This window comes from Ruegeria sp. HKCCA0370 (assembly GCF_013033705.1).
Lineage (GTDB): Bacteria > Pseudomonadota > Alphaproteobacteria > Rhodobacterales > Rhodobacteraceae > Ruegeria.
The window spans coordinates 281,111-306,451 of sequence record NZ_WQEP01000004.1; the positions used below are offsets into that span (position 1 = coordinate 281,111).

Below are 25,341 nucleotides of genomic sequence, written 5' to 3' on the forward strand. Positions count from 1 at the left end.
ATGAAACGACTGTTGTTGACCGTTGCCTGTGCTGCGCTGACCGCGGGTCCCGTGTTTGCGGGCAAGGCTTTTGTCTCGAACGAGCGGGGCAATACGATTACCGTGGTTGATACCGAAACCTGGGAGGTGATCACCGAATTTCCAGGCGGCAACCGACCGCGCGGGATCACCGTCAGCCCGGATGGCGGCACGCTGTATGTCTGCGCCTCGGATGACAATATCATCCGGGTATTTGATACCGAGACCTATGAGGAACTTCCCAGTTTGCCCTCTGGTCCGGACCCCGAGCTTTTCATTCTCGAACCCTCGGGCAAGCGGCTCTATATCGCCAATGAGGACGACAATCTGGTGACGGTCACCGACACTGAAACCCGCACCATTCTGGCCGAGGTTCCGGTCGGCGTCGAGCCCGAGGGCATGGGGATCAGCCCCGATGCCAAGTTCGTGGTCAACACGTCCGAGACCACCAACATGGCGCATTTCATTTCCACCGAGGATTATTCCATCAAGCATAATGTCCTGGTCGACCAGCGCCCGCGCTATGCCCAGTATACAGCGGATGGAAAGCGCCTGTTCGTGACATCGGAAATCGGCGGAACCGTCACGGTCATGGACATTGCAGAAGACGGAACGCCGACGGTTGTCGGCAAAATCAGCTTCGAAGTGGCGGGCGTGCAGCCGGAATGGTTGCAGCCTGTCGGTGCCAAGGTGACTTCGGACGGCAGCCGTCTGTTCGTTGCTTTGGGGCCTGCAAACCGGGTTGCCGTCGTTGACGCGCAAAGTCTTGAAGTGCTGGACTATATCCTGGTGGGGCAGCGGGTCTGGCAGTTGGATTTCACGCCGGACGAAAAATATCTGCTGACCACGAATGGCAATTCAAACGACATCACCATCATCGATGTCGCCTCTGAAAAGGCGATCAAATCGGTGCAGGTCGGGCAACAGCCCTGGGGTGTGGTGACCATTGACTGAAGTTCTGGGAGGGACAGGAATGAAGAAACTTATGATCGCAGCGATGGTCGCGGCGCTCGGTGGGCCGATATCGGCGGCACCACTGTGCGATGATCTGGGATTTGCCGGGCTTCTGGCGAAATGCAACCGTGGGGAAACCATCAAGCTGACGCTTGCTTCGGGGCAACCGCTGGGTGAGGACGTGGTTCTGCAATCCGGCGCGTATTACAAGCTTGAGATCACCGCTGACGGTTCGGCGGAACTGGCCATCGAAGGGCCGTCTTTCTTTCGCGCGATCTGGATGAATGAGATCGTGATCAACAAGATCGAGATCCGTCCTATGGCGGTGGACAGCATCGAATTTGACAAGGCCGGCGTCGCCGAATTGTCGTTTATCGCAATCAAACCCGGCAGTCATGAAATTCGCATCCCCGGTTCCACCGGTGACACGCAACGCATTACGGTGAGTATTCAATAGAGGAGAGATAACATCATGAAAAGATTTGGAATGTTGATAACCGCCGGGCTTCTGGCGGCCCCGGCTTTCGCCGACGACATTGACGCGGAAACGGTGGCAAAGATCGAGGCCTATCTTGCCTCTGTCGAGTGTCAGATGGACCCGGATGACATCGAGGTTGAAGATGATGGTTATGATCTGGACGATGTCATCTGTAAGGGTGGCAACCAGTTCGATATCAAACTGGACAAAGACTTGAATGAAGTCAGCCGAAAGGCGGAATAGCGAGTAAACGGGATCGGGTCATGTCCAAACTATTTGCCGCGTGCCTTGCATTTGCTTTCAGTTCGGGGGCTTTGGCCGCCGAGACCCTGCCGACCATTCGCGCGGCCGTACTCAAGATCGGAACGGTCAATTGGGAACTTGAGACCATTCGCCGGAACGGCCTGGATCAGAAACATGGCTTTGTCCTTGATGTTCAACCTTTTGCCGACAATGGCGCAACGCGTATCGCGGTCGAGGGGGATGAGGCTGATTTGGCCGTTGCCGACTGGATTTGGGTTGCTCGTCAAAGGGCTGCCGGCAAGGACTATGTGTTCATCCCTTATTCCAAAGCCGTGGGCGGCGTGGTCGTGCCCTCTGACAGCCCGGCAACCAGTTTGAAGGATTTGGCGGGCGGCAAGATCGGCATCGCGGGTGGACCGCTGGATAAATCCTGGCTGATCCTGCGCGCCTATGCAGCAAAGGAATACGGGATGGACTTGAAAGCCGACACCGAACAGGTGTTCGGTGCGCCGCCTCTGATCTTCAAATCTGCTTTGAACGGCGATTATGCCGGGGCGATCAATTTCTGGCATTTCCTGGCCAAGATGAAAGCGTCCGGCATGAAAGAGCTGATCTCGGTTGAGGATGCCGGGCAGGCCTTGGGGCTCGACACCAATACGCCTTTGCTGGGCTATTACCTGAAAGAGAGTTTTCTGAACGAAGACCCCGACCTTGCGCAAAGCCTGTTTGCCGCCAGCCGCGACGCCAAGGACCTGCTGGCCAATTCGCCTGAAGCATGGGAGGCGATCAGACCGCGCATGAACGTCAAGTCCGATGCACAGTTTGAACAACTCAAGATCGATTGGATTGCCGGTATTCCCGATCGCCGCCCGGTAGATGCGGTCGCGGCCAACAGGATGCTGGAACTTATGGCCGAATTGGGCGGGGCTGAACTGGTGGGCGCCGCGACGACTGTGCCGCAGGGTCTTTTTGCCGACGTGGAATAGGATCAGATGCAAAACGCGCGCCTCACGCCGCTTATGTCTATCGCAGGCCTTGTGGCGTTGTGGATTGTTGCGGCGTCGCTGACCGCAGACCCTCAGATACTGCCGCAACCCTGGGACCTGATCCCCCGGTTTCATCAAGAGCTTGCGTCAGGAGAGTTGCTGCGCAGCCTTGGCGCGACCCTGTCACGCGTGATCTGGGCGTTCGTGCTGGCAATGACATTGGGAACGATCATTGGCCTGGCCATGGGGCGGTCGGATGCGCTGAACCGCTGGCTCGATCCATGGCTGGTTGTCTTCCTGAACCTGCCCGCGCTGGTTCTGATCGTGCTGTGCTACCTCTGGATCGGATTGACCGAGGCTGCGGCGATCACGGCGGTTACGCTGAACAAAATTCCCAATGTCGCGACGATCCTCCGAGAGGGCGGCCGGGCGCTGAGCCCGGATCTGGATGCGTTGGCACGGGTCTACCGGATACCGTGGCAAAGGCGACAGCGCCATGTGATCCTGCCGCAGCTTGCCCCGTTTATCGCAGCTGCCGCACGGTCCGGACTTTCTCTGATCTGGAAGATCGTGCTCGTGGTCGAGTTTCTTGGGCGCTCATCCGGTGTCGGGTTTCAAATCCACTTGTATTTTCAGCTGTTTGATGTGGCAATGGTGCTGGTCTACGCGTTTTCGTTCATTGCCGTCATGCTGGTTGTCGAATGGCTGGTTCTTCAACCTTTGGAGCGTAGCGCTCGACGGTGGAGAACTGCATGATCCGAATTGACATCCGAAAGAAGCGCTTTGAACACCACGCCGTTCTGGGCCCCATTGCATTTGACATCGCCGCCGGGGAAACGGTCGCGCTGACCGGACCATCGGGCATCGGAAAGACGACGTTGCTGCGATTGGTGGCAGGCATTGACCCGGATTTCGAAGGCCAGATTGTGCGGCCGGATCGGCTTGCGATTGTGTTTCAGGAACCCACTTTGCTGCCATGGCGCTCGGCTTTCGATAATCTCGCCCTGATCCATGGTAACCTGTCGCAGGCTGACATTGACGCTGCGCTGTCAGACGTTGGCCTGGACGGAAAGGGGGATTTGTTTCCCGGTCAATTGTCATTGGGTCAGCAGCGCCGGCTTTCTCTGGCGCGCGCCTTTGCCGGGAAGCCCGAGTTTCTGATTATGGACGAGCCCTTTGTATCACTGGATTCCGAAACGGCCGAGACGATGCTGACCCTGACCGAGGACCTCATCACGCGGCATCGCCCGGCGACCCTGTTCGTGACGCATTCCAAACCCGAAGCACAGCGTCTTTCCGACCGGATCCTGAACCTGGTAGCCGGGCCAGACGGGGCCGTTCTGGGTTAGGGTCATTCCGCAGGCTCTCTCGCGGCACCGGGTGCGGTTCGATACATGAAGGGCGCATCCGCTTTGGCGGCATGTTCGTTTGCCTGGTTTTGCAGGGTCTGATGATGGGGTGATTTGATGCAAACCGGATCGGTGGCGGCTGCGTCTCCGATAACGGCCATGGCCTGACAGCGGCAGCCGCCAAAATCAATGGTTTTGCGTTCGCAGGTTTTGCACGGGTCCGACATCCAATCCGTGCCGCGATAGGCATTGAACGCGCTGCCATGGAACCAGATATCCGCAAGCGGTCTGTCCTGTACCCGGTCAAATGTCAGATGCGGGATGGACTGTGCCGCATGGCAAGGCAGAACCTGACCGTCTGGCGCCACGTTCAGCCCGGTTGTCCCCCAGCCGCCCATGCATCGCTTGGGGTAGTCGTCGTGATAGTCCGCCGGAACATAATCGATGACCAGTTGCCCCTTGAGGTTTTTCCTGGCCTCGGCCACCTGTCGCGTCACCTGTTGCGCCTGTTCCCGCGTCGGCATCAAGGCATCCCTGTTCCGCAAGGCCCAGCCGTGGAATTGCACCGTTGCAACCTCGATCCGCCGAGCACCCATCTCCTGTGCCAATTCCAGTGCCCGCGGCAGTTGGTGGGCATTGCGACGGTGCAGTACGAAGTTCAGGGTCAGCGGAAACCCGATCTTCTTGATCCATTCGACCGTTTTCATCTTGCGGTCAAACCCGCCCCGATAGCCGCCTACCTTATCCGCCATCGCGGCGTCAGTGCCCTGAAGAGAAAGCTGGATATGGTCCAGGCCGACTTCGTCCAGCTCATGCAGGCGTCGCTCGGACAGGCCGATCGCCGACGTGATCAGGTTGGTATACAACCCGGCCTCACGCGCGGCATTGACCAGCGCAACCAGATCGCGGCGGGATGCGGGCTCTCCACCTGACAGATGCAATTGCAAGACACCAAGCGCCGCCGCCTCCTTGAAAATACGTGCCCATGTTTCAGTATCCATTTCACTGTCGAGTTTGGCCATTTCGACTGGGTTGGAGCAATAAGGGCAGGACAACGGACATCGGTGCGTCAGCTCGGCCAGCATGGCAATGGGGGGAGGGGGTTTTACCTGCATCAGACGACATCCAGAAAACGACGCACCCGAAGGGCATCCAGAAACCCCGAGCTGTCTTCGACAATCTGTTCTTCCGGGGCGTTGTATTTCCTGGACAGTCTTGCGGTGATCTGACCAAAGCTGCGTTGGCCGTCTACTTCGCTCAGAATCGCATGTCCGATCTGATCCAACGTCACGGCCCGTTCAGGTGCCAGCAGAACCCATTGTTCTCGCACGGAATCGAAATGGATGCGGACACCACGCGGCAGCAAGGGGACCTCCTGCGCCAACATCACGACGCCTGCCGCATCCGTAAACCGGTGTCCGGCTTCCATGCCCCCGGAGGAATTCGGGCAGGTTCGACATAGGCGCCCCACAGGGCATCCAGCTGCGACCAGAGAACATCGGTTTTGAAAATCAGTGCCTTGGCTGCCGCGTCTTGTTTTTCTGCGGTGTCGGCATGATCCAGAACCCATGCCAGACCAAAGGCCACATCCTTGGGGGCTTCTTTCAGGCGGTTGCGGAAATAGGCAAGTGAGCTGTCATCCGCAAAATCGTAATGCCGAAGCAGACCTTCGATCCTGTTGGCATGAATCTTGGGAGCGAACAGTTCTGTGAGTGAGGCCGCAACCGCTTCCAGCAACGACTTTTCGCGGACGTATCGCACGTAAGCATCCACCGCAAATCTGGTGGCGGGCAATACGCCGTCGCATGAAGCGACATAGTCCGGATCAAGACCGACGGCTTCGGCCAGTCGCAACCATCGCCGGATACCACCTTCGTTGTCTTCCGTGCCGTCATGATCCTCGATCCGCGACCGCCAGGCTCGACGCAGCGCAGGATCTTCTACACGCGATATGAAGGCGGCGTCCTTCATCGGGATGGAATGCTGATAATAGTAGCGGTTGATCACCCAGGCCCGTACTTCGTCAGGCGTGCATTGACCTCCGTGCAGGCGATGATGAAACGGATGAAGGTCGTGGTAACGCTCGGCTCCGATCTGACGAAGCCGGGCCTCGAACTCTTTGCGGCTTTGGGTCATAGCGTTATCTCCATGCCATCCTGGCCTATCGTCCAGCCTTTGGCCCTTGCCCGGGCGTTCTCGGCGCTGTCGGGGCGCAGAACCGGATTGGTGTTGTTCATGTGGATGAACACTTTACGCCCGATTTTCATATCGGCGAAACCAGCGATCGATCCATCGGGGCCGTCCATCGACATATGGCCCATGCGCTTGCCCGTTTTCTGACCCAACCCGGCCTGCACCATTTCCGTGTCGTGCCAAAGCGTGCCGTCGAAAAACAAAAGATCGGCCTCGTCAAGCCGGGCGCGCAACTCGGGCGTCAATGCGGCACAGCCCGGTATGTAATATGCCGTCTTCCCCTGCGCCCTCAGTGCCACCCCGACGGTTTGTTCGCCAACCAATTCGGTTTCGACATGTTCCCCTTCAAGATACAGAGGCACTTTGCCGGGCACCGGAAACAATGTTGCCTGCAAGCCGGGAACCAGATCGAACGTCTGATTCAACGAGATCGGCGCACGTGTCACGACCGAGGCGTTCAAGGCGTCGAAAATCGGGTTCTGTGCAATGACGTCCTGAATACTTTGGGTCGCAAACAGCGTGAATGGCTGCATCTCGCGCAGCGTCAGCAAGCCAGCCACATGGTCGATGTCACCATTCGTCACCAGCACCGATTGAATCGGCACCTCTCGCAACCCGGTCGGATACAGGACGGGCGTATTGCCAAGCTGCGCTCGAATATCCGGAGACGCGTTCAGAATGGCCCAGTTCTGGCCATCGGGTGAGACCGCGAGTGATGATTGCGTCTGCGCCGGAATATGTCCGCTTCGGGCCAGATTGCAGTTTTCACATCCGCAATTCCATTGCGGAAGGCCGCCACCAGCAGCGGCCCCTAGTATTATCGCGCGCAACGTCATCTATTGTTGGCGCTTGCGGCTGATCAGATCAGGCCGCCACCGCGCTCATCGTCATGATCGGGGCCATACATGTTGATTTCCATGCCGCATTCGATCTCGCGAATAACAGGTCTGTTCCAAGCCATATCAGGGTCCTCCTCCTAGAATGTACTTGCGAACAATGTGGCAGGTCTCATGCGCCCGTGCGACTCTTAATTCATAAGAAGGATTTAGACTTTGGTCGGTACTCAGGTGTCATCCGACAACGGGGCGACCCCCTGAATGCAAAACCCCTGGTTGCGTATGGTTTTGATTTCAAATCCAAAATCATCCGACCCCAATTTCTTTCTCAGATATCCGATGTAGACGTCCACCACATTTTCGTTACTGGACCCGTCCTGTGACCAGAGCGTGTCAAACAGTTCTCCTCGGGATATTGGCGATCCGGCCTTGCTGTTGAGCAGCGTGAGCAGTTCGAATTCACGTTCGGTGAGCGCAATGCGTGTCTCGCGGATTGAAAGTGTTCTGTCCCGCGACGACAGGCGCGCGGGGTCCGGGCGCTGAGAGAGCACGCGTTGTTCCTGTACTTGCAACCGGGCGACAAGCTCATCAAAGCTGAACGGCTTAACGACGTAATCATCGGCCCCGGCTTCAAGCCCGGCGGCACGATGATCGACATCGGAAAGGGCAGACAACATCAATATCGGGATTCCGACCCCGGCAAGACGCGCGGCCCGGACCAGTTCGATACCACTGTCGGTTCCCAGCATGACATCGACAATCGCGCCCGAGAATACACCGCTTTTCAACCGCACCAACCCTTGGTCGGCGCGGTTTTCAGCCTCGGCTGAGTAGCCGTGCAGCGACAGGCCCCGGACAAGGGCCGACGTGATTCGGGGGTCGTCATCTATGATCAGCAGTCTGGAGACCATTTTTCTATGCCTCCGCCAGCGGTAGTCGAATGCAGACATTTGTACCGGCATTTGATCCCAGGGCGTTTTCACGCGGTACCGGGCTTGCCACCGATATGGTTCCTTCATGGGCCTCGATGACCCACCTGGCCAGTGTCAGCCCGACACCGAAACCCTGACTGTTTGCTGCCTCTCCCTGAACAAACCGCTCGAAGATCCGGGTTTGGGCGCCATCGGGAATTCCGGGGCCGTTATCGGTCAGCTGTATTTGAACGTCCCCGTCAACCGATTGGCCGGACAGCAACAACGCTTTTCCGTCCCGCGCATGTCGGATCGCATTGCGTATCAGACTGAGCAGGACCTGACGAATCCAGTTCAGGTCACAGTGCAACGAACAATCCGGGAAGTCGCCCGTTTCAAGCTGCATGTCGGCGCCATCGATTTCAGGTTGAATGTCGCTCACAACTGTTTGCATCAGATCGCATAGTGCAACGTTGGTTGGTTCCAGAGCCAGCTCACCGGTTTCGGAACGGGCGACGCGCAGCAAATCATCGATTCTCTGGTTCAGTTTTGCCGCGCTGCTTTCGATTGTCGCCAACGCCTCTGGCGCGGTCTGGTTATCCCTCTGGCCAATCTGAGCTTCCATCATGATGACCGTCAGCGGTGTGCGCAGTTCGTGACTGACATCAGCAAAAAAGCGGCGCCGGTTTTCGTCGATCTTGGACAGGGATTCATTTGCAGCGCTCAGTTCGCGGGTTCGCTGGGCAATGGTCTCGTTCAACCGGGCCCATTCTGCGTCAACCTCGGCCTGGCGTTTTCTCAATGCAGCGGCCATGCGGTTGGTCTCGCCATATAACTGGCCGATCTCATCATTGCGGGTTTGAGGCAGCGAAATTGCGAATTCGGATCGGCCGACCTGAACCGCCGCGTTGCGCAACCGATCCAGACGAGAGAACTGCGGTCGCACAAGGCCAAAATAGAACCACGCCGTGCTGAGCAAGGCGAACAGTGCCAGTGCCAGTGCCGCCCAGGTCAGAACCCAACGGGTCCGTTCGATCCCCGCCATGACGGAGTTTCGAAACAGAACCTCGGTATTCACCGCCTGGCTGAGCAGAGGATCAAACGCCGACGCAAACGAGTCGACATAGGCGCGCAGCTGGGCCTGATCGGCTTCTGCGTCGGCTAGCCCTTCCAGCGTGCTGGCCAGCAGCGCCTCCATTCTGGCCAGACCCAGGGATTGGGTTCCGTATCGCGATTGTTCGTCCAGCCCCAGGGATTGAACCGCGGCAACTGCATCTTCCACATCGGAACGAAGGTTCAGAAACGTTGCCCCAATCTGGTCTCGGATCGGCGAAAGGCGATCAAGTCGAGACTCGACTGTTTGGCCGGTCTGTATCGACTCGGTTGCGATCACAAGAAATGTGGCCGCCTGGGTCGACAGAGCAGCATAGCGTGCCATGCGGGTTTCCGATGCCAGTGCCGTTTCCAGGCGGCTGGCGACGGTCTGCATCCCGAAGTAAAGGATTGCGGCCGCCAGCAGGGTGCCTGATCCAAGCACGACGGCCCCAAGGCCCAAGCGCGTTTTCAGAAGCAGATTCCGCTTTGCGGTTTGTGGCGCGGCCGTCATGATTTTCGCCTCATCAGGCCCCGGGCCGGGTCATACCCCCAAACGGCGATCGCGCTCAGTATTGCGGTTGACGCCAGAACCCACAGCAGGGCCCCCCAGTTGATCTGCAAGTAAAGCAGAAACCGGATCAACTCGACCACATGCGTGAAAGGATTGAGCGCACAGATATCACGCAGCAATGGCGAGCTTTCAGCCATTTTCCACAGCGGATAAAGGGCGGAGGACAGGAAGAACATTGGGAAGATGACAAAGTTCATCACCCCGGCAAAATTCTCCAGCTGCTTGATGAAACTGGACAGCACCAGCCCCAGCGCGCCCAGCATCAGACCGCCCAGAACCAGCCCCGGCAGAACCGCGACATAACCGGGTAACGGCAGTACAATGCCGAACAAAGCGGCCAATCCGAGAAACGTGTAGACCTGCAGGATGGATATCGCGGTTGATCCCAGCAGACGGCAGAACAACAGCCACCAGCGCGGGAACGAGCTGGTCAGCAGTAGGCGCATCGAGCCCATCTCGCGGTCGTAGACAAGGCTGAGCGAGCTTTGCATCCCATTGAACAACAGAACCATCGCACACAGTCCGGGGACGATATAGGTCTCGTAAGTGATATAGGTCTGGTAGGGGGGAATGATCGACAGGCCGAGGGCCGCGCGAAACCCTGCTGCGAAGATCAAAAGCCAAACCATTGGCCGGACCAGGGCTGCCAGAAATCGTTCGCGTTGATGGATGAAACGCAGAAACTCGCGTCCGATGATGGCGCGGGCGACTCCCAGGAATCCGTTCATGTCGGGACCTCGGTTCGGGACAGGAACCAATCAGACAGCGTTTGATCCCCCCGCAGGCGGCCCACCTGCCCACTGGCAAGAATCTGACCGCGATGAAGAACCAGCAGCTGGTCGTCGTCGCGCATTTCATCTGTCAGATGCGTGGCCCACAATACGCACAGCCCCTGTTCCGCCAGGTCGTGCACATGGTCGGTTATCGCGTGCCGAGCCGCGGCATCAAGCCCAACGGTCGGTTCGTCCAACAGCAACACCGAAGGTTCGTGCAACAGGGCACGCGCCAGTTCCATCCGGCGGCGATGACCGCCATTGAGATCGCGCACTCGTTCCCCGGCGCGGTCGCGCATGTTCAGCCGATCCAGCGCCGCATCGATACGGCCAGGGACTTCGGATCGCGACAACCCATGCAGAGCTGCGAAATATGCCATGTTCTGGCGCACCGTCAAACCCAGATCCAGTGTCGGTTGCTGAAAGACCACGCCAAGCTTTGTCAGCGCCTTGCGTGGGGATTGGCGCAGATCATGGCCCGCGACCGTGATTTCACCGTCCGGCGCCACAAGCAATCGCGTGAGCAGCGACACCAGTGTCGATTTCCCGGCCCCATTCGGACCAAGCAGACCGCAGAACATCCCCGCCGACACGTCAAAAGAGACAGCATCCAAAGCCGTCTTGGCGCCATAATGAAAGCTCAGGTCGCGTACGGCGAGACCAGGATCGGTTTCCGCCGAGGGGCGCGCGTCTGACATTCTTCCTCCGTCCCGAACCATGGTTCTTGACAGCAGCTTGCATCGTCGGGGCGCGTTTCTCAACCTTCCAGTCCGAGGCCGGACCACGACTTAAGTATGTGAAGCTTCACGGATTTGATGGTATTTCCCGAAGGATCCGTCGCCAAAACTGGCCAGCCGAGACTGTCAGGGGAAGGCGGGCCTGATCGGCGCGAACACCCCGTTTTGCGGGCACCGCTTTTCAGTTTGCGTTCAGCAAAAACGATCTGAACTCTTTGAAGACGGGGGATCTGCTGAAAGAGGGTGTGAATTTGGCCACCATTGCGCGGGGAAGCTTCAACGAGGCCGAAAACGGGCGAACCAGATCGCCATTGTCCAGCAATTTCTGAACCAGAACTTCGTGCGCCATCAACACGCCACCGCCATGACGCGCCTCTTCCAGCGCGACGGAATACAACGAGTGCACGGTTCCCGTCTTCGGTACACCTGCGCCATCTGGTTGGCTGTTCAGCCAATTGTCCCAATCATTTGCCCATGCCCCGTCATGGAGAAGGGTTTCCTGCGAAAGATCTGAAACAGATTTCAATCTGTCCGCGACCGAGGGCGCGCAAACCGGGAAAATCACATCTTCGGCTATTTTGATTTCGTTGATTCCGATCGGTTCACCGGAAAAGAACAAAGTCATGTCAAATGGTTCACGCGTAAGGTTTGGCGGCGTTTCAAGGGCCACAACAGACACGGACAAATCCGGGGCAATTTGCCTGAGCGTTCCAAGTCTGGGCGCCAGCCACAATTGCGCGATCGACGGCAGCGCGGCGACCTTGACCTTGCGCGGCAGGGCCTTGGTTCGAAGTTCCTGCACGGCCATTCCCAATTGATCAAACGCCTGGGTGAACCCGGGCAAAAGCTCTTCGGCAAGCGCCGTCATCTCGACCCCGCGGGCATTTCGGACAAAAAGTTGGGTGCCGGCCCAGGCTTCAAGGGCCTTGACGTGCTGAGTTATCGCGCCCGGAGTAACGGATAGCTCGTCTGCCGCAGCGGCAAAGCTTCCAAGCCGAGCCGCCGCTTCAAATGCTCGTAAAGCATTGAGATGTGGGCCTTTCGGGCGACGAGGGGAAAGTGACATCCATTTAAGCCTTAGTTTTTCTGCGGCAAATAAATAGCAATACTGATTTGCTTCGGCCAGTGGAACTCTGGAATTTTGGAGAAAACGCAATCGCATCGGAGGAGCCCGGATGTCGCGGCACTTTGAAAACCCAGTCAGGATGACCGACCCCGTCGTCGCAGAAGCTCTTGCAAACGAGAAAAAGCGCCAGCAGGACCAAATTGAGCTGATCGCGTCCGAAAATATCGTCAGCCGCGCGGTGCTGGATGCTCTCGGGCATGAGATGACCAACAAGACGCTTGAAGGGTATCCGGGAAACCGGTTCCACGGGGGCGGTCAGTTTGTCGACGTCGTCGAGCAGGCGGCAATCGACCGCGCCAGGGAACTGTTCGGATGCGACTATGCCAATGTTCAGCCCCATTCCGGCAGCCAGGCGAACCTTGCTGTTTTCTTTCTGCTGCTCAAGCCTGGTGACAGGGTCTTGTCGCTGGATCTGGCCGCCGGCGGTCATCTGAGTCACGGCCTGAAGGCCAACCTGTCGGGTCGCTGGTTCGAACCGCATCATTATGGTGTCGACGCCGAATCCGAGGTCATTGACTGCGATGCGCTGGAAAAACTGGCCGAGGAAATCCGGCCAAAGCTGCTGATCGCGGGTGGGTCCGCCTATCCACGCGAAATCGACTTCGAGCGCATGGGGCAAATCGCGAGGAAGGTCGGCGCGCATTTTCACGTGGACATGGCTCATATTGCCGGGCTGGTCGCCTCGGGCGTGCATCCTTCGCCTTTTCCGCATGCGGATATTGTGACGTGCACCACGACAAAAACACTGCGTGGTCCTCGTGGCGGGTTGATCCTCACCAACAACGAGGACTGGTTCAAGAGGCTGCAATCTGCGGTTTTCCCCGGCGTTCAGGGTTCGATCCACAGCCAGGTTCTGGCGGCCAAAGCAGTTTGCCTTGCCGAAGCGCTTACGGATGAATTCAAGGACTACGGAGCGCAGGTCAAAGCCAACGCCGCCAAACTCGCGGAAACCTTGCAGTCCCGGGGGTTGCGTATCGTGTCCGGTGGTACTGACACGCATCTGGTGCTCGTGGATCTCAGCCCCAAGGGTATCACAGGCAAACGTGCCGAGGTCGTTCTGGAGAAGGCCAATATCACGACCAACAAAAACGCGATCCCCAATGACAGCACGCGACCGCCAGAATGGGTTGGATTGCGCCTGGGCGTGAGCGCGGCAACGACCCGCGGAATGAAAGAGGCCGCGTTCGACCAATTGGCAAACGTGATTGCGGATTTGATCGAAGCTGAGGCCGCGGGTGATACCGGCGCGACAATTCTGCGCTGCAAAACCTCGGTCGCTGCGTTGTGCAAATCGTTCCCCATCTACCCGGCGTAGTCACTGCGTGCCCGGTGGCAGGGCCCATTGACCGCTCTGGACCATTGGTGTGAGGGCGTCACCGCGGCGCCATGGCAACGCGTGTCTGATTGGGTGTTTGGGCTGTACCATGTTTGCAAATTTTGGCATATTCGTGCAGTCCAAAACCAAAGGGCCGGCCAATGCTCGCACCCGAACGCCACGCCATCATACTGGAAGAAGTCTCGCGCCAGCCTGCGGTCTCGATCCGTTCGCTGACGGAACGGCTTGGTGTGTCACGGGAAACCGTGCGCAAGGATATTGAACAGTTGGCACTGGAGAACAAGCTTCATCAGGTGCGGGGCGGCGCGACCAGTATCCGCAGGTGGGAACCTCCGATGGCCGACCGGGCTCAAACCAACCCGAAAGGCAAGGAACGGATTGGAGCCTATGTGGCAAGCGTGATCCCGGACTGGGCCAGCGTGATAATCGACAGCGGGTCAACGACAGTGGCGGCGGCGCAGGCTCTGGCCGCTGTGCGACAAAATCTTACCATATATACCAATGATTTGACGATTGCATCTGTGTTGGCGCCGGCGGTCGCCGAAGTCACGCTACTGGGCGGGCGGCTGGATTTTTCAGAGAATGCCACATTGAGTTTGGACACGCTCGACCACCTGTCGCGATACAATGCGGAATATGCGTTGATCGGGGTCGGCGGTGTGAGCTCTCGGGCATTGTTTACCGATTTCTCGCTGGAAGGCGCCAACTTGCGTCATATGATGATGCAGCGGGCGCAGCGGCCGCTGATCCTGGCTGATAGCAGCAAGTTCAACATGGTTGGTCCGATCGTGATGAAACCTCTGCCGGTGAAAGCGACTCTGGTGGTGGATGAGGAGTTGCCCAACAGCATAGCTGGCGCGCTGCAAAGCCAGCCCGTGGATACTGTGATCGCATGACGCAAAAACAGGAAAAAAATTGCCAAAATTTGCAAAGTACAAATAGGGTGAAGGGAAATCCGAATCCCTGAGTATGGAGCGACCCGATGGCTGACACCAAACTTCCGCACGGCGCAGCATGTCATTGTCGGGGGCATCATCATTGGCTGCACGGTTGCGTATCATCTGACCGGAAAGCTGCATCGTGATGTGGTGCTTATTGAGCAGGGGTAACCAAGCCGTGGCACCACATGGCATGCGGTTGGTCTGGATCGTCAGTTGTGCAACCAACCCGCGATGACCAACCTGATCCGCCCCTCGCCGGGGTTGCATTGCCCAGCGGGTTTGAGCCCAATAAAGCGTTGCCGTCGCGATACAGGTCAAGCTTTGGTCGAGCCGCTGTGTGTGCGCGCAAACAAGCGCTCTGAAAGCCGAATTGTGACGCAAGACAAATATTCAGCTCATATCGTCGGGCCACAATGACATTACAGGCAGTTCTCATCGTCTTGACCGCAGCCGTGTTGCACGCGCTCTGGAATGCGGTTGTCAAAGGCGCGCCCGACAAAGCGGTTGTTTTGGGGTTGGTGGCGCTTGGCCACGCCGTGCCTGCGCTGATTGCGTTGCCTTTTATCGGCTTGCCGGTTTGGGCGGCGTTCCCCTTCATCATCGGCTCGACCCTGATCCACTGGGGGTACTATTGGTTTCTCAACACCGCGTACAAACATGGAGATCTGTCGGTGGTGTACCCGATCTCACGCGGGATGACGCCAATCCTGGTCACGGTGGGTGCCATTCTTTTCGCGGGTGAGTTTCTGCCGCCGATCGCGTGGGTCGGCATTGTCTGCATCTCGGCTGGGATTGGGTGCCTGTCCCTGGTCGGGCTGGGCCGAAACACAAGCTGGGTCGCCGTGGCGGCGGCGTTTGGCACGGGTCTGATGATAGCGTCCTATTCGATTGTGGACGGCATTGGTATCCGGCTGTCCGGGAACATACTGGGATACATTGCGGCACTGTTCGTTGCCGAAATTTTTGTTGCCGGGTTTATCTTCGCGACCAGATGGCAGCGTTTCGTAGCGCTGCCCAGGCGTTATGTCTGGGCGGGTCTGACAGGCGGCGTCATCTCTGGCCTGGCGTATGGGCTGGTGCTGTATGCCAAAACGGTCGCGCCCTTGGGCGTTGTATCCGCGCTTAGGGAAAGTTCGGTTATCTTTGCATCGCTTATTGGTGTGATGTGGTTCGGCGAAGGGCCGAAATCCAACAGGCTTCTTGCAGCGACCATTGTCGCGATCGGGATCGGACTCCTTGCGATGACACGTTAAGCGTTTTTTGCGCCACTGCAGGAAAGTCTGAAGAATTCAGAGCCTTTGACATGCCCTGTTGATCTGTTGATCGTCATGGTCCCGTTCCGCGCTGATCATCTGGGGCAAGCGGATTTCATCTATAGGAAATGCTTATGACATCGAAGATATAATCGATTTTTATTGGCGTTTTTATCTGTCAAACTGCTGTCAAACAATCGTTGCACAATAATCGAGTTCGAACGCCGCGCAAGAATGGCGAAAATAACATTACTACCAACAGAGGATCACAATGAAACACAAAGCATCACTTCTCGCAGCTCTGACTATCGGTGCGCTGACGGCGACGGCGACGGCGGCGGCATCGGAAACGGAATTGACAGTTTATACCGCAGTCGAGGCGGAAGACTTGGCTCGGTATGCCGAGACGTTCAATCAAAGCCATCCTGATATCAAGATCAATTGGGTTCGCGACTCGACCGGGATCATTACGGCGAAATTGCTGGCAGAACGTGATAATCCGCAGGCCGACGTTGTTTGGGGCCTGGCCGCCACGTCGCTGCTGCTGCTGAAATCAGAAGGTATACTGGAGCCTTATGCGCCGGCCGGTGTGGAAAAGCTGGACAAAAAATTTGTTGATGGCGACAACCCCCCTGCCTGGGTCGGCATGGACGCCTGGGTTGCTGCCGTCTGCTACAATACAGTCGAGGCAGAGAAAGCCGGGCTGACCCCGCCGACATCCTGGAAGGATCTCACCGACCCGATGTACAAGGATCAGGTGATCATGCCCAATCCGAATTCATCGGGCACCGGGTTCCTTGACGTGTCCAGCTGGTTGCAGATGTTCGGTGAAGAAGGTGGTTGGGAATACATGGATGCGCTGCACGAGAACATCGCGCGTTACACCCATTCAGGTTCAAAACCCTGCAAACTGGCGGCGGCGGGCGAAATCCCGATTGGCATTTCCTTTGCGTTCCGCGGGGCAAAATCCAAAGCCGATGGCGCGCCGCTTGAGATCATCGTGCCTTCTGAGGGCGTCGGCTGGGACATGGAAGCCACCGCAATTGTTGCTGGCACCGCCAATTTGGAGGCCGCGCAGAAGCTGGTGGACTTTACCGTCACCAAGGAAGCCAACGAGATGTACAACACCGGCTATGCAGTTGTCGCCTATCCGGGCGTTGCAAAACCGGTTGAGCACTTCCCAGAGGGTCTTCTGGATGCAATGATCGAAAATGATTTTGAGTTTGCCGCCAACAATCGCGCGGCAATCCTGAAGGAATGGCAGTCTCGCTATGACGGAAAGTCGGAAGCGAAGTAACCCCATTGGCAGGAGAGGCTTTCGTGCCTCTCCTGCGCACCAGTCTCTTGTTCCCCGAAAAACAACTTACTCACCCGGTTTCAACCGGCCAGGACCGGCCGCGCCCGAGGTGCAGATGTGAGGACTTCTCCCGTGCTTCAGAAAACACCACCCGGTGAACTGTATCTCAGCATCCAGAGTTTGTGGAAAGCGTTCGGAAACTTTCTAGCGCTCAAGGACATCTCTTTGGAAATCAACGAGGGCGAGTTTGTTTGTTTCCTCGGCCCGTCCGGGTGCGGCAAGACCACTCTTTTGCGGGCAATCGCCGGATTGGATTTGCAGACCAAGGGTACGGTCATGCAGGATGGCAAGGACGTGTCCAATCTGCCCCCGTCCGAGCGTGATTTCGGGATCGTGTTTCAGTCCTACGCGTTGTTCCCAAACCTGACCATTGAAAAGAACATCGCTTTTGGCCTTGAAAACACCGGCCGCAGCAAATCGGATATCGCTGTTCGCGTAAACGAACTCTTGACCCTGGTTGGTCTGCCGGATCAGGGCAAGAAATATCCGGCGCAATTGTCAGGTGGTCAGCAGCAACGGATTGCGCTGGCGCGTGCCATCGCGACCAACCCCGGACTTTTGCTGCTGGACGAACCCTTGTCGGCGCTGGACGCCAAAGTGCGTGTTCATCTGCGGCACGAGATCAAGGAGTTGCAGCGCAAGCTGGGTGTGACCACCGTGATGGTGACCCACGATCAGGAAGAAGCGCTGGCCATGGCAGACCGGATCGTGGTCATGAACCATGGTGTGATCGAACAGGTGGGGCCTCCTACCGAAATCTACCGGGAACCGGCCAATCTGTTCGTTGCCGACTTTATCGGTGAAATGAACCAGATCCGGTCGCAGGTCACCAAAGGCGGACGTTTGAGCGTCGGGGAAAAGACCTTTGCCTGCCTCGGCCACAAGTTCAGCGATGGAACCCCGATCATCGCGGCCATTCGACCCGAAGACATCATCCCTCATGAAGCTGGTTATCTCGACACGGGCGGCAATCGGAACTGCATAGAGGTGACGCTGGATGAGATGGAGTTCCTGGGTTCGTTCTGGCGCTGCCGATTGAACAACGAGAAGTTCGGATCATCGGAACTTATCGCGGATTTCTCGATCAATGCCGTGCGTCGTCTGGAACTGGAAGAGGGGCGCAGCGTGGTGATTGAGCTTCCCGAGAACCGCCTTATGGCGTTTGAAGTGCCGGAGGCCAAGGCATGAGCTCGGTTTCTACCAATCAGGACAGCCTGCCTGTCGGGCCGGACATCAAGCCCAAGCTCAGCCGTGATGATATCCTGATGCGCGGCAGCATGATGGTGATCGCGCTGTATCTGGTCGTGACATTGGCGTTGCCGCTTTACACGATGCTGTCCAAGTCGTTTTCGACCTATCGGGTCGAGCTGTCCCAGTACGAGTTTCAGGTAAGTGACGACGCAGGCGTCTTCGATGGAACGATCCTGTCGGCGGACGAGTTGAACAGGCAATTGGGGGTCTATTCCGACTCCGATCTGGTGACGGGTTCCGACGGGCGCTTGCCTGTGACCGGATTCTTTCCTGATTTCAGCTTTCGCAGCCCGGTGATGTACAAGGTCCGCAACACGACGGATACCGGGCGCTTTCTGGTCGGATCGACATTGAATGAAGGCACCGATTGGGTCGAGCTTGATTCCAACACGTTTCGCCGGGTGCAAATGCGGCCGGTCCAGTCGCGAGGGCTGGACAATTTCATCAACTACTTCTCGACACCAGCACTGTTCAATTCGATCAAGAACTCGCTTTGGATCTCGGTTGTCAGCACCATTGTGACGGTGACACTGGCGTTTTGGTTCGCCTATGCGCTGAACCGAAGCTGCATGCGGTTCAAGGGTGTTTTTCGCCTCATTGCGATGGCACCGATCCTGGTTCCGTCGCTTTTGCCGGGCATCGCGTTGGTCTACCTGTTCGGCAATCAGGGCATGATCAAGGAGTTGCTGTTCGGTGCCAGCATCTACGGCCCCATAGGCATCGTGATCGGATCGGTTTTCTTTACCTTTCCGCACGCGTTTCTGATCATATCGACCGCGCTCGCGATATCTGACGCGCGCCTGTATGAAGCTGCGGCCAGCTTGCGGTCGACGCCATGGCGGACCTTCTGGACCGTGACCATCCCCGGGGCCCGCTATGGCCTGATCTCGGCGGCCTTTGTCGTGTTCAACCTGGTGATCACCGATTTCGGGTTGCCGAAGGTTATCGGTGGTCAATTCAACGTCCTTGCGGTGGATATCTACAAACAGGTGATCGGCCAGCAGAATTTTGAAATGGGCGCCGTGGTCTCTGTGGTTCTGGTCATCCCGGCCATTCTGGCTTTTGCCATCGACCGAATGGTTCAGTCCAAGCAGGTGGCGTTGCTTTCGGCGCGTTCTGTGCCATATCAGGCGACGCCGAACCCGAAAGCTGACCGCATATTCCTGATCTATTGCAGCCTGATCGGCCTGTTCATCGTTGGTCTTCTGGCTGTGTGTCAGTTTGCGGCGCTGATCAAGTTCTGGCCCTACGACCTGAGTCTGAGCCTCAAGAACTATCAGTTCAACAGAATGGACGGCGGCGGCTGGGGGTCGTATTTCAACTCGATCAAACTGGCGTTGCTGACGGCAGTCATCGGCACGACGGTTGTGTTCTTCGGGGCCTATCTGGTGGAAAAATCAAACGGGTTCAGAACCGGCCGGTCGATTTTCCAGATGTTCGCGATGCTGCCCATGGCGATCCCAGGCATGGTATTGGGGCTGTCATATATTTTCTTCTTCAACAACCCGTCCAATCCGCTGAACGGGATTTACGGCACGATGGCGATTTTGGTGATTTGCACTGTGACGCATTTCTACACCGTATCGCACCTGACGGCCGTCACCGCGCTCAAGCAAATGGACAGAGAATTTGAGTCAGTGTCTGCCTCGCTCAAACAGCCGACAATGAAGCTGTTCGCACGGGTAACGGTTCCGGTTTGTCTGCCGGCGGTGTTGGACATCTCAATCTATCTGTTCGTTAACGCGATGACGACCGTGTCAGCAGTGGTATTTCTTTACTCTCCCAAAACGACGCTTGCGTCCATCGCAGTGCTGAACATGGATGATGCCGGGGATATCGCGCCTGCGGCGGCGATGGGCATGATGATCTTTTACACCAACGCGGTTGCCCGGATCGTTCACCTGATTGCTTCAAAAGGCATTCTGAAGCGCACTCAGGCTTGGCGAAGCCGGTAGTCAAAGGAACCCTGCCCCCGCCGATCAGGTATCGGCGGGGGGGCTTTTTTCTTCCAGCGCGCGCTGGGCGAAGTCCATGAAGGCTCGGATGATCTTTACGTTGCGCCGTTGCGACAGCGAAATCATGCTTTCACCCATTTGCAACTTCACGTCCTTGAGCTTGATTTGTCGCAACCGATCATCATGCCCATACTCTGCCTGAGAGACAAATCCGATGCCTGCGCCCGAGGCCACAAGCTCGCGAACGGCCTCGCGCCCTTCCGCAACGATTGCAGGATTCAACGTGATACCGCGCCTTTCGGCTTCTTCTTCCAGTTTCTGACGTGTTTTTGACCCGTGCTCTCTGAATACCAGCGGCAGATCGGCCAGTTCTTCCAAAGAAAGCGAAGGTTTGGATGCCAAAAGCACGCCTTGGGCAGCAAAGGCCACGATTTCAGTGGACCCCAGGTTCAACACATCCATGTCCTTGCCGGGGGACAGGCTGCCGACAACACCGATCTCGGCGTTGTACGACCGAAGTTCTTCCAGAATTTCTTCGGTGTTTCCGGACCGCACGGTGATGGTGATTTTGGGGTACTTCTTTTGAAACGACCCCAGGAAAGACGTCATGTGATGCGCTGAATCAGCGATGATCCGCAATTCCCCGTCGATTGCGGCCTTGGTTTCCGAAAGGTAGTCCTCGATCTGATCTTCGATCTCAAAATACTGCTTTGTGAACCGGTAAAGCTGTTCGCCTTCGGGGGTGAGGTTCACGCGTTTTCGTTCGCGCTGAAACAACAACAGGTCGTGATCCTGTTCCAGCTTTCGAACCTGTTCGGAAATCGCCGGCTGCGTCAGAAAAAGCGCCTCGGCCGCGCGGGAAAACCCGCCATGTTTGGCCACGTAATGAAAGGCTTTGAGCTGGCTGTGCCGCATCACCGGTCCCCAATGATTTGTGCATAGGCTGCACTTATAATTAGATTGATATTTGCAATTTCACATATAGCAACCGTTGCTGCAATGGTGTTTGTGAAAACGCTGTTCTGGAGCCCGGTAATGACGCCATCCCATCCAAAAATCGAGCAACCGCGCCTCGGCGAACCATACCTTTTGACACCCGGTCCTTTGACAACGTCCTATGCCGTGAAAGAGGCCATGCTGAAGGACTGGGGCAGCTGGGACGACGACTTTCGCGCCATGACAAGAGAGCTGCGGTCAAGCCTGCTGGGCCTGCTTGGTGACGGCGCCGACGCCTTCGATTGCGTGCCAATGCAGGGCAGCGGCTCCTTCTCGGTCGAAGCAATGCTGGCGTCGTTTATTCCGCCGGAAGGAAAGGCGCTGGTACTGGCCAATGGCGCCTATGGGCAACGTTCTGCGCAAACGCTACAGTATCTGGGCCGAGACCATATCGTGCTGGACAAGGGCGATTACCTGCCGCCACGGGGCGACGAGGTTGCGCGCATTCTCGCGGATGATCCGGCCATCACGCATGTTGTTGCCATTCACTGCGAAACCAGCTCGGGTATCTTGAACCCCGTCGAGGAAATATCCGAGGCCACCTATGCAGCCGGCCGCAAGCTGTTGATCGACTCGATGTCGGCCTTCGGCGCGATCGAGCTCAGGCCCTCGGATATTCGATATGAAGCCATGGTGTCTTCGGCCAACAAGTGCATCGAGGGCGTTCCCGGATTTGGCTTCATTGTGGCGCGCAAGAACGAGCTGGAAGCCGCAAAGGGCAACAGTCATTCCCTGTCTCTGGATGTGCACGCCCAGTGGGCGCACATGAACAAGACCGGTCAGTGGCGTTTTACCCCGCCGACGCACGTGGTCGCCGCCTTTATCGAAGCGCTTCGGGCGCATGCCGCTGAAGGCGGTGTTGCCGGCCGCGGCGCACGTTACACCCGCAACCGGGACGTCATGGTTGCAGGCATGCGTGAACTGGGTTTCGAAACGCTGCTGGACAATCGTTGGCTCAGCCCGATCATCGTCACGTTCTTCTGCCCCGCCGATGAGAAATTCGTATTCGATCGGTTCTACAACCTGATGAAGGACAAAGGGTTCATTATCTACCCGGGCAAGCTGACCGTCGTCGACAGTTTCCGCGTCGGATGCATCGGTCAGATGGACGAAGACGTCATGCGCAATGTCGTGCGCGCAGCAAAGGAATCCATGGAAGAAATGGGCGTGACAAACGCCGCTCCTCCTCTTCGGGCACTGGAAGAACGCGCCAAGCTGGCCGCTTAAACATCAAGGAAAATACAGATGACCATTCAAACCCCCGTCGAAGCAAATGAGCGCGTCTATCCGACGCCGAAGGTGCCTGCTATTGCCATCTGCCTTGATGGATGCGAGCCCGAATACCTTGATGTCGCGATTGCGAAAGGGCTGATGCCCAATCTCAAGCGGATACGGGAAGAGGGTACGGACCGACTGGCCCATTCCGTTATCCCGTCCTTCACCAACCCCAACAATCTTTCGATTGCCACCGGGCGCCCTCCGATCGTGCATGGCATCTGCGGCAACTACCTCATCGACCCTGACAGCGGCGAGGAAGTGATGATGAATGATGTCCGCTTCCTGCGTGCGCCGACCATTTTTTCCCAATTCTACGACGCGGGTTTCCGCGTGGCGATGGTAACCGCCAAGGACAAGCTGCGCGCGCTGTTGGGGGCAGGGCTGAAATTTGACGAGGGCAGGGCGGTTGCGTTTTCTTCCGAACGGTCGGGTGAAACGACGCTGGCGGAACATGGCATCGACAACGCCAGCAAATGGCTGGGCATGGACGTCCCCGAGGTCTACTCGGCAGAACTTTCCGAATTTGTCTTTGCCGCTGGCGTCAAGCTGCTGAAAGAGTTCAAGCCCGACGTGATGTATTTGTCGACCACAGACTATATCCAGCACAAGTTTGCACCCGATCAAAAAGGCGCACTCGATTTCTATGCCATGTTTGACCGGTATCTGGGCGAACTGGATGAATTGGGTGCGGCCATCGTGGTGACCGCGGACCACGGCATGAAGCCAAAGCATTTGGTGGATGGATCCCCCTCGGTGGTGTACGTGCAGGACCTGATGGACGAATGGTTGGGCAAGGATGCGGCGCGGGTCATTCTTCCGATTACCGACCCATACGTCGTGCATCATGGCGCGTTGGGGTCTTTTGCAACCGCCTATTTGCCTGACGGAGCAGACCAGGGCGACATCATCCGCAAGCTCAAGGCGACCAGCGGCATCACTCATGTGCTGACCAAGGCCGAGGCGATCGAGCAATTCGAATTGCCGGGCGACCGCATTGGCGACATCGTGATGGTTTCCGGTGAAAACATCTGCATCGGCACGTCCGAGCATCGCCACGATCTGGCAGCACTCAAAGAACCTTTGCGCAGCCATGGTGGTTTGACCGAGCAGGAAGTTCCCTTCATCGTGAACCGTGTCATCGACCTGCCAAACCAACCCGTGCTGCGCAATTTCGATGCCTTCTTCTACGCAACAACAGCGGCGGCACAGTAAGCTATGAAAGATCAGACCATGTCGAAAATCGAAGTACGCAACGAGGGAATGCGGATCGGTGGCGAGATTGTCTTTACAGACGACACCGTTCCCGTTCTCTACCCGTACACAAACGAGGTTGTGGGTCACGTACCAGCCGGTACAGCCGAACATGCGCGCCGGGCGTTCGAGATTGCGGCGAATTACAAACCCAAGCTGACCCGATACGAGCGCAGCCAGATCCTGCAACGGGCGGGCGAGTTGATCGGCGAAAAACGCGATTATCTTGCGAAATGGCTGACGCTGGAGTTGGGGATCTGTCACCAGCATGCGATCTACGAAACCAAGCGCGCGCAGGACGTGTATCAATTCGCGGCGGCCGAGGCATTGAAGGATGATGGTGAGATCTTCTCCTGCGACCTGACCCACAACGGCAAGGCCCGCAAGATTTTCACCACCCGAGAGCCGGTTAAAGCAATCAGCGCAATCACGCCGTTCAATCACCCGCTGAACATGGTCAGCCACAAGATCGCGCCGTCGATTGCCACCAACAATTGCATGGTTTGCAAACCGACCGAGCTGACGCCGCTGACCGCATTGACACTGGCTGACATACTCTATGAGGCCGGCTTGCCGCCCGAGATGTTCCAGGTCGTGACAGGTTGGCCCGCCGACATTGGCGACGAGATGATCACCAATGAACACATCGATATCATCACCTTCACCGGCGGTGTGCCCGTGGGCAAGATGATCGCCGAAAAGGGCGTCTACAAGCGTCAGGCGCTGGAACTTGGCGGCAACGACCCTCTGATCGTACTGAATGACCTGAGTGAGGCCGATCTGGACAAGGCGGCAGCCATTGCGGTGGCGGGGGCTACCGGAAATTCCGGCCAGCGTTGCACGGCGGTCAAGCGCATTCTCGTGCAGGAAAGCGTGGCCGATACATTCGTGCCGCTGGTTCTTGAGAAGGCCAGGAAGATCAAGTTCGGCGATCCTCAAGACCCGGAAACCGAACTTGGATGCGTGATCCATGACAAGGCCGCCGAGGTTTTTGAAAACCGCGTTTTTCAGGCGGAAAAAGAAGGTGCTGAAATTCTGTACCACCCCGGTCGCCAGGGTGCGCTGCTGCCGCCTATCGTGGTCGACAAGGTGCCCCATGACAGCGAGCTGGTGATGGAGGAAACCTTTGGACCCATCGTGCCGATCGTTCGCGTGCCGGACAACGACGAAGAAGTGATGGCAATTTCCAACGGAACCGAGTTCGGCCTGTCTTCGGGTGTCTGCACAAACGATCTGAACCGGGCGATTGCCTTCATCAACGGGTTGAACGTCGGCACCTGCAACATCTGGGAACAGCCGGGTTACCGCATTGAAATGTCGCCCTTTGGCGGCATCAAGGACAGTGGAAACGGGGTGAAGGAAGGCGTCATCGAAGCGATGAAGTTTTTCACCAACGTCAAAACCTATTCGCTGCCGTGGCCTAACTGAGTCTGTTGCCCTTACCCCTTTTGCG

Annotated in this window: 26 protein-coding genes; 15 read left to right on the plus strand and 11 right to left on the minus strand. The window is 57.3% G+C overall.

Features of this window, described 5'->3' with window-relative positions; all coding sequences use genetic code 11:
- Genes GOW31_RS11540 through GOW31_RS11565 form a run of 6 tightly spaced genes read left to right on the plus strand, consistent with a single transcriptional unit; the run spans window position 1 to window position 4,028 of the window.
- On the plus strand, window positions 1–972 hold the full coding sequence (locus GOW31_RS11540; RefSeq protein ID WP_171170171.1) for a YVTN family beta-propeller repeat protein: 972 nt from the start codon (window positions 1–3) through the stop codon (window positions 970–972).
- A gap of 19 nt (window positions 973–991) precedes the next feature.
- Window positions 992–1,429: a hypothetical protein gene (locus tag GOW31_RS11545; RefSeq protein WP_171170174.1), complete on the plus strand. Its 438-nt coding sequence runs from the start codon at window positions 992–994 to the stop codon at window positions 1,427–1,429.
- A 15-nt stretch (window positions 1,430–1,444) separates the two neighbouring features.
- Window positions 1,445–1,693 carry a PepSY domain-containing protein gene (locus tag GOW31_RS11550; RefSeq protein WP_171170176.1) on the plus strand — a complete coding sequence of 83 codons (249 nt, stop codon included), beginning with the start codon at window positions 1,445–1,447 and terminating at the stop codon, window positions 1,691–1,693.
- 20 nt (window positions 1,694–1,713) lie between these two features.
- Window positions 1,714–2,679: an ABC transporter substrate-binding protein gene (locus GOW31_RS11555; protein ID WP_171170178.1), complete on the plus strand. Its 966-nt coding sequence runs from the start codon at window positions 1,714–1,716 to the stop codon at window positions 2,677–2,679.
- Window positions 2,680–2,685: 6 nt separating this feature from the next.
- Window positions 2,686–3,435, plus strand: coding sequence for an ABC transporter permease (locus tag GOW31_RS11560; protein WP_171170180.1), 750 nt, complete (start codon window positions 2,686–2,688; stop codon window positions 3,433–3,435).
- The gene (locus GOW31_RS11565; RefSeq protein WP_171170183.1) at window positions 3,432–4,028 is read left to right on the plus strand and encodes an ABC transporter ATP-binding protein; all 597 of its coding nucleotides are present in this window, start codon (window positions 3,432–3,434) and stop codon (window positions 4,026–4,028) included. The genes GOW31_RS11560 and GOW31_RS11565 overlap by 4 nt, the downstream gene beginning before the upstream one ends.
- Window positions 4,029–4,030: 2 nt before the next feature.
- Here the strand turns inward: GOW31_RS11565 and pqqE are convergent, their stop codons facing one another.
- The 10 genes from pqqE to GOW31_RS11615 all read right to left on the minus strand — a co-directional run bounded on the left by pqqE (window position 4,031) and on the right by GOW31_RS11615 (window position 12,210).
- Window positions 4,031–5,143 (minus strand): pyrroloquinoline quinone biosynthesis protein PqqE, encoded by a 1,113-nt coding sequence (pqqE, locus tag GOW31_RS11570; protein ID WP_171170185.1) that lies wholly within the window; start codon window positions 5,141–5,143, stop codon window positions 4,031–4,033.
- Window positions 5,143–5,457 (minus strand): pyrroloquinoline quinone biosynthesis peptide chaperone PqqD, encoded by a 315-nt coding sequence (gene pqqD / locus GOW31_RS11575; RefSeq protein ID WP_253282467.1) that lies wholly within the window; start codon window positions 5,455–5,457, stop codon window positions 5,143–5,145. The genes pqqE and pqqD overlap by 1 nt, the downstream gene beginning before the upstream one ends.
- Window positions 5,415–6,164, minus strand: coding sequence for a pyrroloquinoline-quinone synthase PqqC (gene pqqC, locus GOW31_RS11580; protein WP_171170187.1), 750 nt, complete (start codon window positions 6,162–6,164; stop codon window positions 5,415–5,417). The genes pqqD and pqqC overlap by 43 nt, the downstream gene beginning before the upstream one ends.
- Window positions 6,161–7,057 carry a pyrroloquinoline quinone biosynthesis protein PqqB gene (gene pqqB / locus GOW31_RS11585; RefSeq protein WP_171170189.1) on the minus strand — a complete coding sequence of 299 codons (897 nt, stop codon included), beginning with the start codon at window positions 7,055–7,057 and terminating at the stop codon, window positions 6,161–6,163. The genes pqqC and pqqB overlap by 4 nt, the downstream gene beginning before the upstream one ends.
- Before the next feature lie 23 nt (window positions 7,058–7,080).
- Window positions 7,081–7,182 (minus strand): pyrroloquinoline quinone precursor peptide PqqA, encoded by a 102-nt coding sequence (gene pqqA / locus GOW31_RS11590; RefSeq protein WP_117873022.1) that lies wholly within the window; start codon window positions 7,180–7,182, stop codon window positions 7,081–7,083.
- A 102-nt stretch (window positions 7,183–7,284) separates the two neighbouring features.
- The gene (locus GOW31_RS11595) at window positions 7,285–7,968 is read right to left on the minus strand and encodes a response regulator transcription factor (RefSeq protein ID WP_171170191.1); all 684 of its coding nucleotides are present in this window, start codon (window positions 7,966–7,968) and stop codon (window positions 7,285–7,287) included.
- Between the two features lie 4 nt (window positions 7,969–7,972).
- Window positions 7,973–9,574 carry a HAMP domain-containing sensor histidine kinase gene (locus GOW31_RS11600; RefSeq protein ID WP_171170194.1) on the minus strand — a complete coding sequence of 534 codons (1,602 nt, stop codon included), beginning with the start codon at window positions 9,572–9,574 and terminating at the stop codon, window positions 7,973–7,975.
- Complete coding sequence (locus GOW31_RS11605; protein ID WP_171170196.1) at window positions 9,571–10,362, minus strand: ABC transporter permease; 792 nt, start codon at window positions 10,360–10,362, stop codon at window positions 9,571–9,573. The genes GOW31_RS11600 and GOW31_RS11605 overlap by 4 nt, the downstream gene beginning before the upstream one ends.
- Window positions 10,359–11,105, minus strand: a complete 747-nt coding sequence (locus GOW31_RS11610) for an ABC transporter ATP-binding protein (protein ID WP_171118352.1) — start codon at window positions 11,103–11,105, stop codon at window positions 10,359–10,361. The genes GOW31_RS11605 and GOW31_RS11610 overlap by 4 nt, the downstream gene beginning before the upstream one ends.
- A gap of 220 nt (window positions 11,106–11,325) precedes the next feature.
- Window positions 11,326–12,210, minus strand: coding sequence for a LysR family transcriptional regulator (locus GOW31_RS11615; protein WP_171170198.1), 885 nt, complete (start codon window positions 12,208–12,210; stop codon window positions 11,326–11,328).
- Between the two features lie 139 nt (window positions 12,211–12,349).
- Between GOW31_RS11615 and glyA the strand changes: the two genes are divergently transcribed.
- The 6 genes from glyA (at window position 12,350) to GOW31_RS11645 (ending at window position 20,363) form a co-directional block, all read left to right on the plus strand.
- Window positions 12,350–13,585, plus strand: coding sequence for a serine hydroxymethyltransferase (gene glyA / locus GOW31_RS11620; RefSeq protein ID WP_254441697.1), 1,236 nt, complete (start codon window positions 12,350–12,352; stop codon window positions 13,583–13,585).
- Window positions 13,586–13,746: 161 nt separating this feature from the next.
- Window positions 13,747–14,502, plus strand: coding sequence for a DeoR/GlpR family DNA-binding transcription regulator (locus GOW31_RS11625; RefSeq protein ID WP_171170202.1), 756 nt, complete (start codon window positions 13,747–13,749; stop codon window positions 14,500–14,502).
- 485 nt (window positions 14,503–14,987) lie between these two features.
- A complete protein-coding gene (locus tag GOW31_RS11630; RefSeq protein WP_367397098.1) occupies window positions 14,988–15,800 on the plus strand; it encodes a hypothetical protein in 813 nt (270 codons plus the stop codon).
- Window positions 15,801–16,071: 271 nt separating this feature from the next.
- Entirely contained in the window at window positions 16,072–17,097 is a 1,026-nt protein-coding gene (locus GOW31_RS11635; RefSeq protein ID WP_171170205.1) for a putative 2-aminoethylphosphonate ABC transporter substrate-binding protein, read from the plus strand.
- Between the two features lie 132 nt (window positions 17,098–17,229).
- The gene (locus GOW31_RS11640) at window positions 17,230–18,345 is read left to right on the plus strand and encodes a putative 2-aminoethylphosphonate ABC transporter ATP-binding protein (protein ID WP_367396976.1); all 1,116 of its coding nucleotides are present in this window, start codon (window positions 17,230–17,232) and stop codon (window positions 18,343–18,345) included.
- Entirely contained in the window at window positions 18,342–20,363 is a 2,022-nt protein-coding gene (locus tag GOW31_RS11645; protein WP_171170209.1) for a putative 2-aminoethylphosphonate ABC transporter permease subunit, read from the plus strand. Before GOW31_RS11640 ends, GOW31_RS11645 begins: the two co-directional genes overlap by 4 nt.
- A 24-nt stretch (window positions 20,364–20,387) precedes the next feature.
- Here the strand turns inward: GOW31_RS11645 and GOW31_RS11650 are convergent, their stop codons facing one another.
- Window positions 20,388–21,278: a LysR substrate-binding domain-containing protein gene (locus tag GOW31_RS11650; RefSeq protein ID WP_171118368.1), complete on the minus strand. Its 891-nt coding sequence runs from the start codon at window positions 21,276–21,278 to the stop codon at window positions 20,388–20,390.
- Between the two features lie 120 nt (window positions 21,279–21,398).
- Between GOW31_RS11650 and GOW31_RS11655 the strand changes: the two genes are divergently transcribed.
- From GOW31_RS11655 to phnY, 3 genes are read left to right on the plus strand one after another with little or no spacing between them, the layout of a single operon-like run.
- Window positions 21,399–22,586 (plus strand): 2-aminoethylphosphonate--pyruvate transaminase, encoded by a 1,188-nt coding sequence (locus tag GOW31_RS11655; protein WP_171170211.1) that lies wholly within the window; start codon window positions 21,399–21,401, stop codon window positions 22,584–22,586.
- Window positions 22,587–22,604: 18 nt separating this feature from the next.
- Window positions 22,605–23,849, plus strand: coding sequence for a phosphonoacetate hydrolase (gene phnA, locus GOW31_RS11660; protein ID WP_171170213.1), 1,245 nt, complete (start codon window positions 22,605–22,607; stop codon window positions 23,847–23,849).
- 3 nt (window positions 23,850–23,852) lie between these two features.
- A complete protein-coding gene (gene phnY / locus GOW31_RS11665; protein ID WP_253282465.1) occupies window positions 23,853–25,316 on the plus strand; it encodes a phosphonoacetaldehyde dehydrogenase in 1,464 nt (487 codons plus the stop codon).
- Window positions 25,317–25,341: the final 25 nt, after the last annotated feature.

What these genes read in the sequence shown, in the direction of transcription:
- GOW31_RS11550 (WP_171170176.1), top strand. Translation starts at nt 1,445, where the DNA reads ATGAAAAGATTTGGAATGTTGATAACCGCCGGGCTTCTGGCGGCCCCG.
- pqqA (WP_117873022.1), bottom strand. Translation starts at nt 7,182, where the DNA reads ATGGCTTGGAACAGACCTGTTATTCGCGAGATCGAATGCGGCATGGAA.
- GOW31_RS11600 (WP_171170194.1), bottom strand. Translation starts at nt 9,574, where the DNA reads ATGACGGCCGCGCCACAAACCGCAAAGCGGAATCTGCTTCTGAAAACG.
- GOW31_RS11635 (WP_171170205.1), top strand. Translation starts at nt 16,072, where the DNA reads ATGAAACACAAAGCATCACTTCTCGCAGCTCTGACTATCGGTGCGCTG.
- GOW31_RS11565 (WP_171170183.1), top strand. Translation starts at nt 3,432, where the DNA reads ATGATCCGAATTGACATCCGAAAGAAGCGCTTTGAACACCACGCCGTT.
- phnY (WP_253282465.1), top strand. Translation starts at nt 23,853, where the DNA reads ATGAAAGATCAGACCATGTCGAAAATCGAAGTACGCAACGAGGGAATG.
- GOW31_RS11625 (WP_171170202.1), top strand. Translation starts at nt 13,747, where the DNA reads ATGCTCGCACCCGAACGCCACGCCATCATACTGGAAGAAGTCTCGCGC.
- glyA (WP_254441697.1), top strand. Translation starts at nt 12,350, where the DNA reads ATGACCGACCCCGTCGTCGCAGAAGCTCTTGCAAACGAGAAAAAGCGC.
- GOW31_RS11655 (WP_171170211.1), top strand. Translation starts at nt 21,399, where the DNA reads ATGACGCCATCCCATCCAAAAATCGAGCAACCGCGCCTCGGCGAACCA.
- pqqD (WP_253282467.1), bottom strand. Translation starts at nt 5,457, where the DNA reads ATGGAAGCCGGACACCGGTTTACGGATGCGGCAGGCGTCGTGATGTTG.
- GOW31_RS11555 (WP_171170178.1), top strand. Translation starts at nt 1,714, where the DNA reads ATGTCCAAACTATTTGCCGCGTGCCTTGCATTTGCTTTCAGTTCGGGG.
- pqqE (WP_171170185.1), bottom strand. Translation starts at nt 5,143, where the DNA reads ATGCAGGTAAAACCCCCTCCCCCCATTGCCATGCTGGCCGAGCTGACG.
- GOW31_RS11540 (WP_171170171.1), top strand. Translation starts at nt 1, where the DNA reads ATGAAACGACTGTTGTTGACCGTTGCCTGTGCTGCGCTGACCGCGGGT.
- GOW31_RS11645 (WP_171170209.1), top strand. Translation starts at nt 18,342, where the DNA reads ATGAGCTCGGTTTCTACCAATCAGGACAGCCTGCCTGTCGGGCCGGAC.
- pqqB (WP_171170189.1), bottom strand. Translation starts at nt 7,057, where the DNA reads ATGACGTTGCGCGCGATAATACTAGGGGCCGCTGCTGGTGGCGGCCTT.
- GOW31_RS11615 (WP_171170198.1), bottom strand. Translation starts at nt 12,210, where the DNA reads ATGTCACTTTCCCCTCGTCGCCCGAAAGGCCCACATCTCAATGCTTTA.
- GOW31_RS11545 (WP_171170174.1), top strand. Translation starts at nt 992, where the DNA reads ATGAAGAAACTTATGATCGCAGCGATGGTCGCGGCGCTCGGTGGGCCG.
- GOW31_RS11595 (WP_171170191.1), bottom strand. Translation starts at nt 7,968, where the DNA reads ATGGTCTCCAGACTGCTGATCATAGATGACGACCCCCGAATCACGTCG.
- GOW31_RS11610 (WP_171118352.1), bottom strand. Translation starts at nt 11,105, where the DNA reads ATGTCAGACGCGCGCCCCTCGGCGGAAACCGATCCTGGTCTCGCCGTA.
- GOW31_RS11650 (WP_171118368.1), bottom strand. Translation starts at nt 21,278, where the DNA reads ATGCGGCACAGCCAGCTCAAAGCCTTTCATTACGTGGCCAAACATGGC.
- GOW31_RS11560 (WP_171170180.1), top strand. Translation starts at nt 2,686, where the DNA reads ATGCAAAACGCGCGCCTCACGCCGCTTATGTCTATCGCAGGCCTTGTG.
- phnA (WP_171170213.1), top strand. Translation starts at nt 22,605, where the DNA reads ATGACCATTCAAACCCCCGTCGAAGCAAATGAGCGCGTCTATCCGACG.
- GOW31_RS11605 (WP_171170196.1), bottom strand. Translation starts at nt 10,362, where the DNA reads ATGAACGGATTCCTGGGAGTCGCCCGCGCCATCATCGGACGCGAGTTT.
- pqqC (WP_171170187.1), bottom strand. Translation starts at nt 6,164, where the DNA reads ATGACCCAAAGCCGCAAAGAGTTCGAGGCCCGGCTTCGTCAGATCGGA.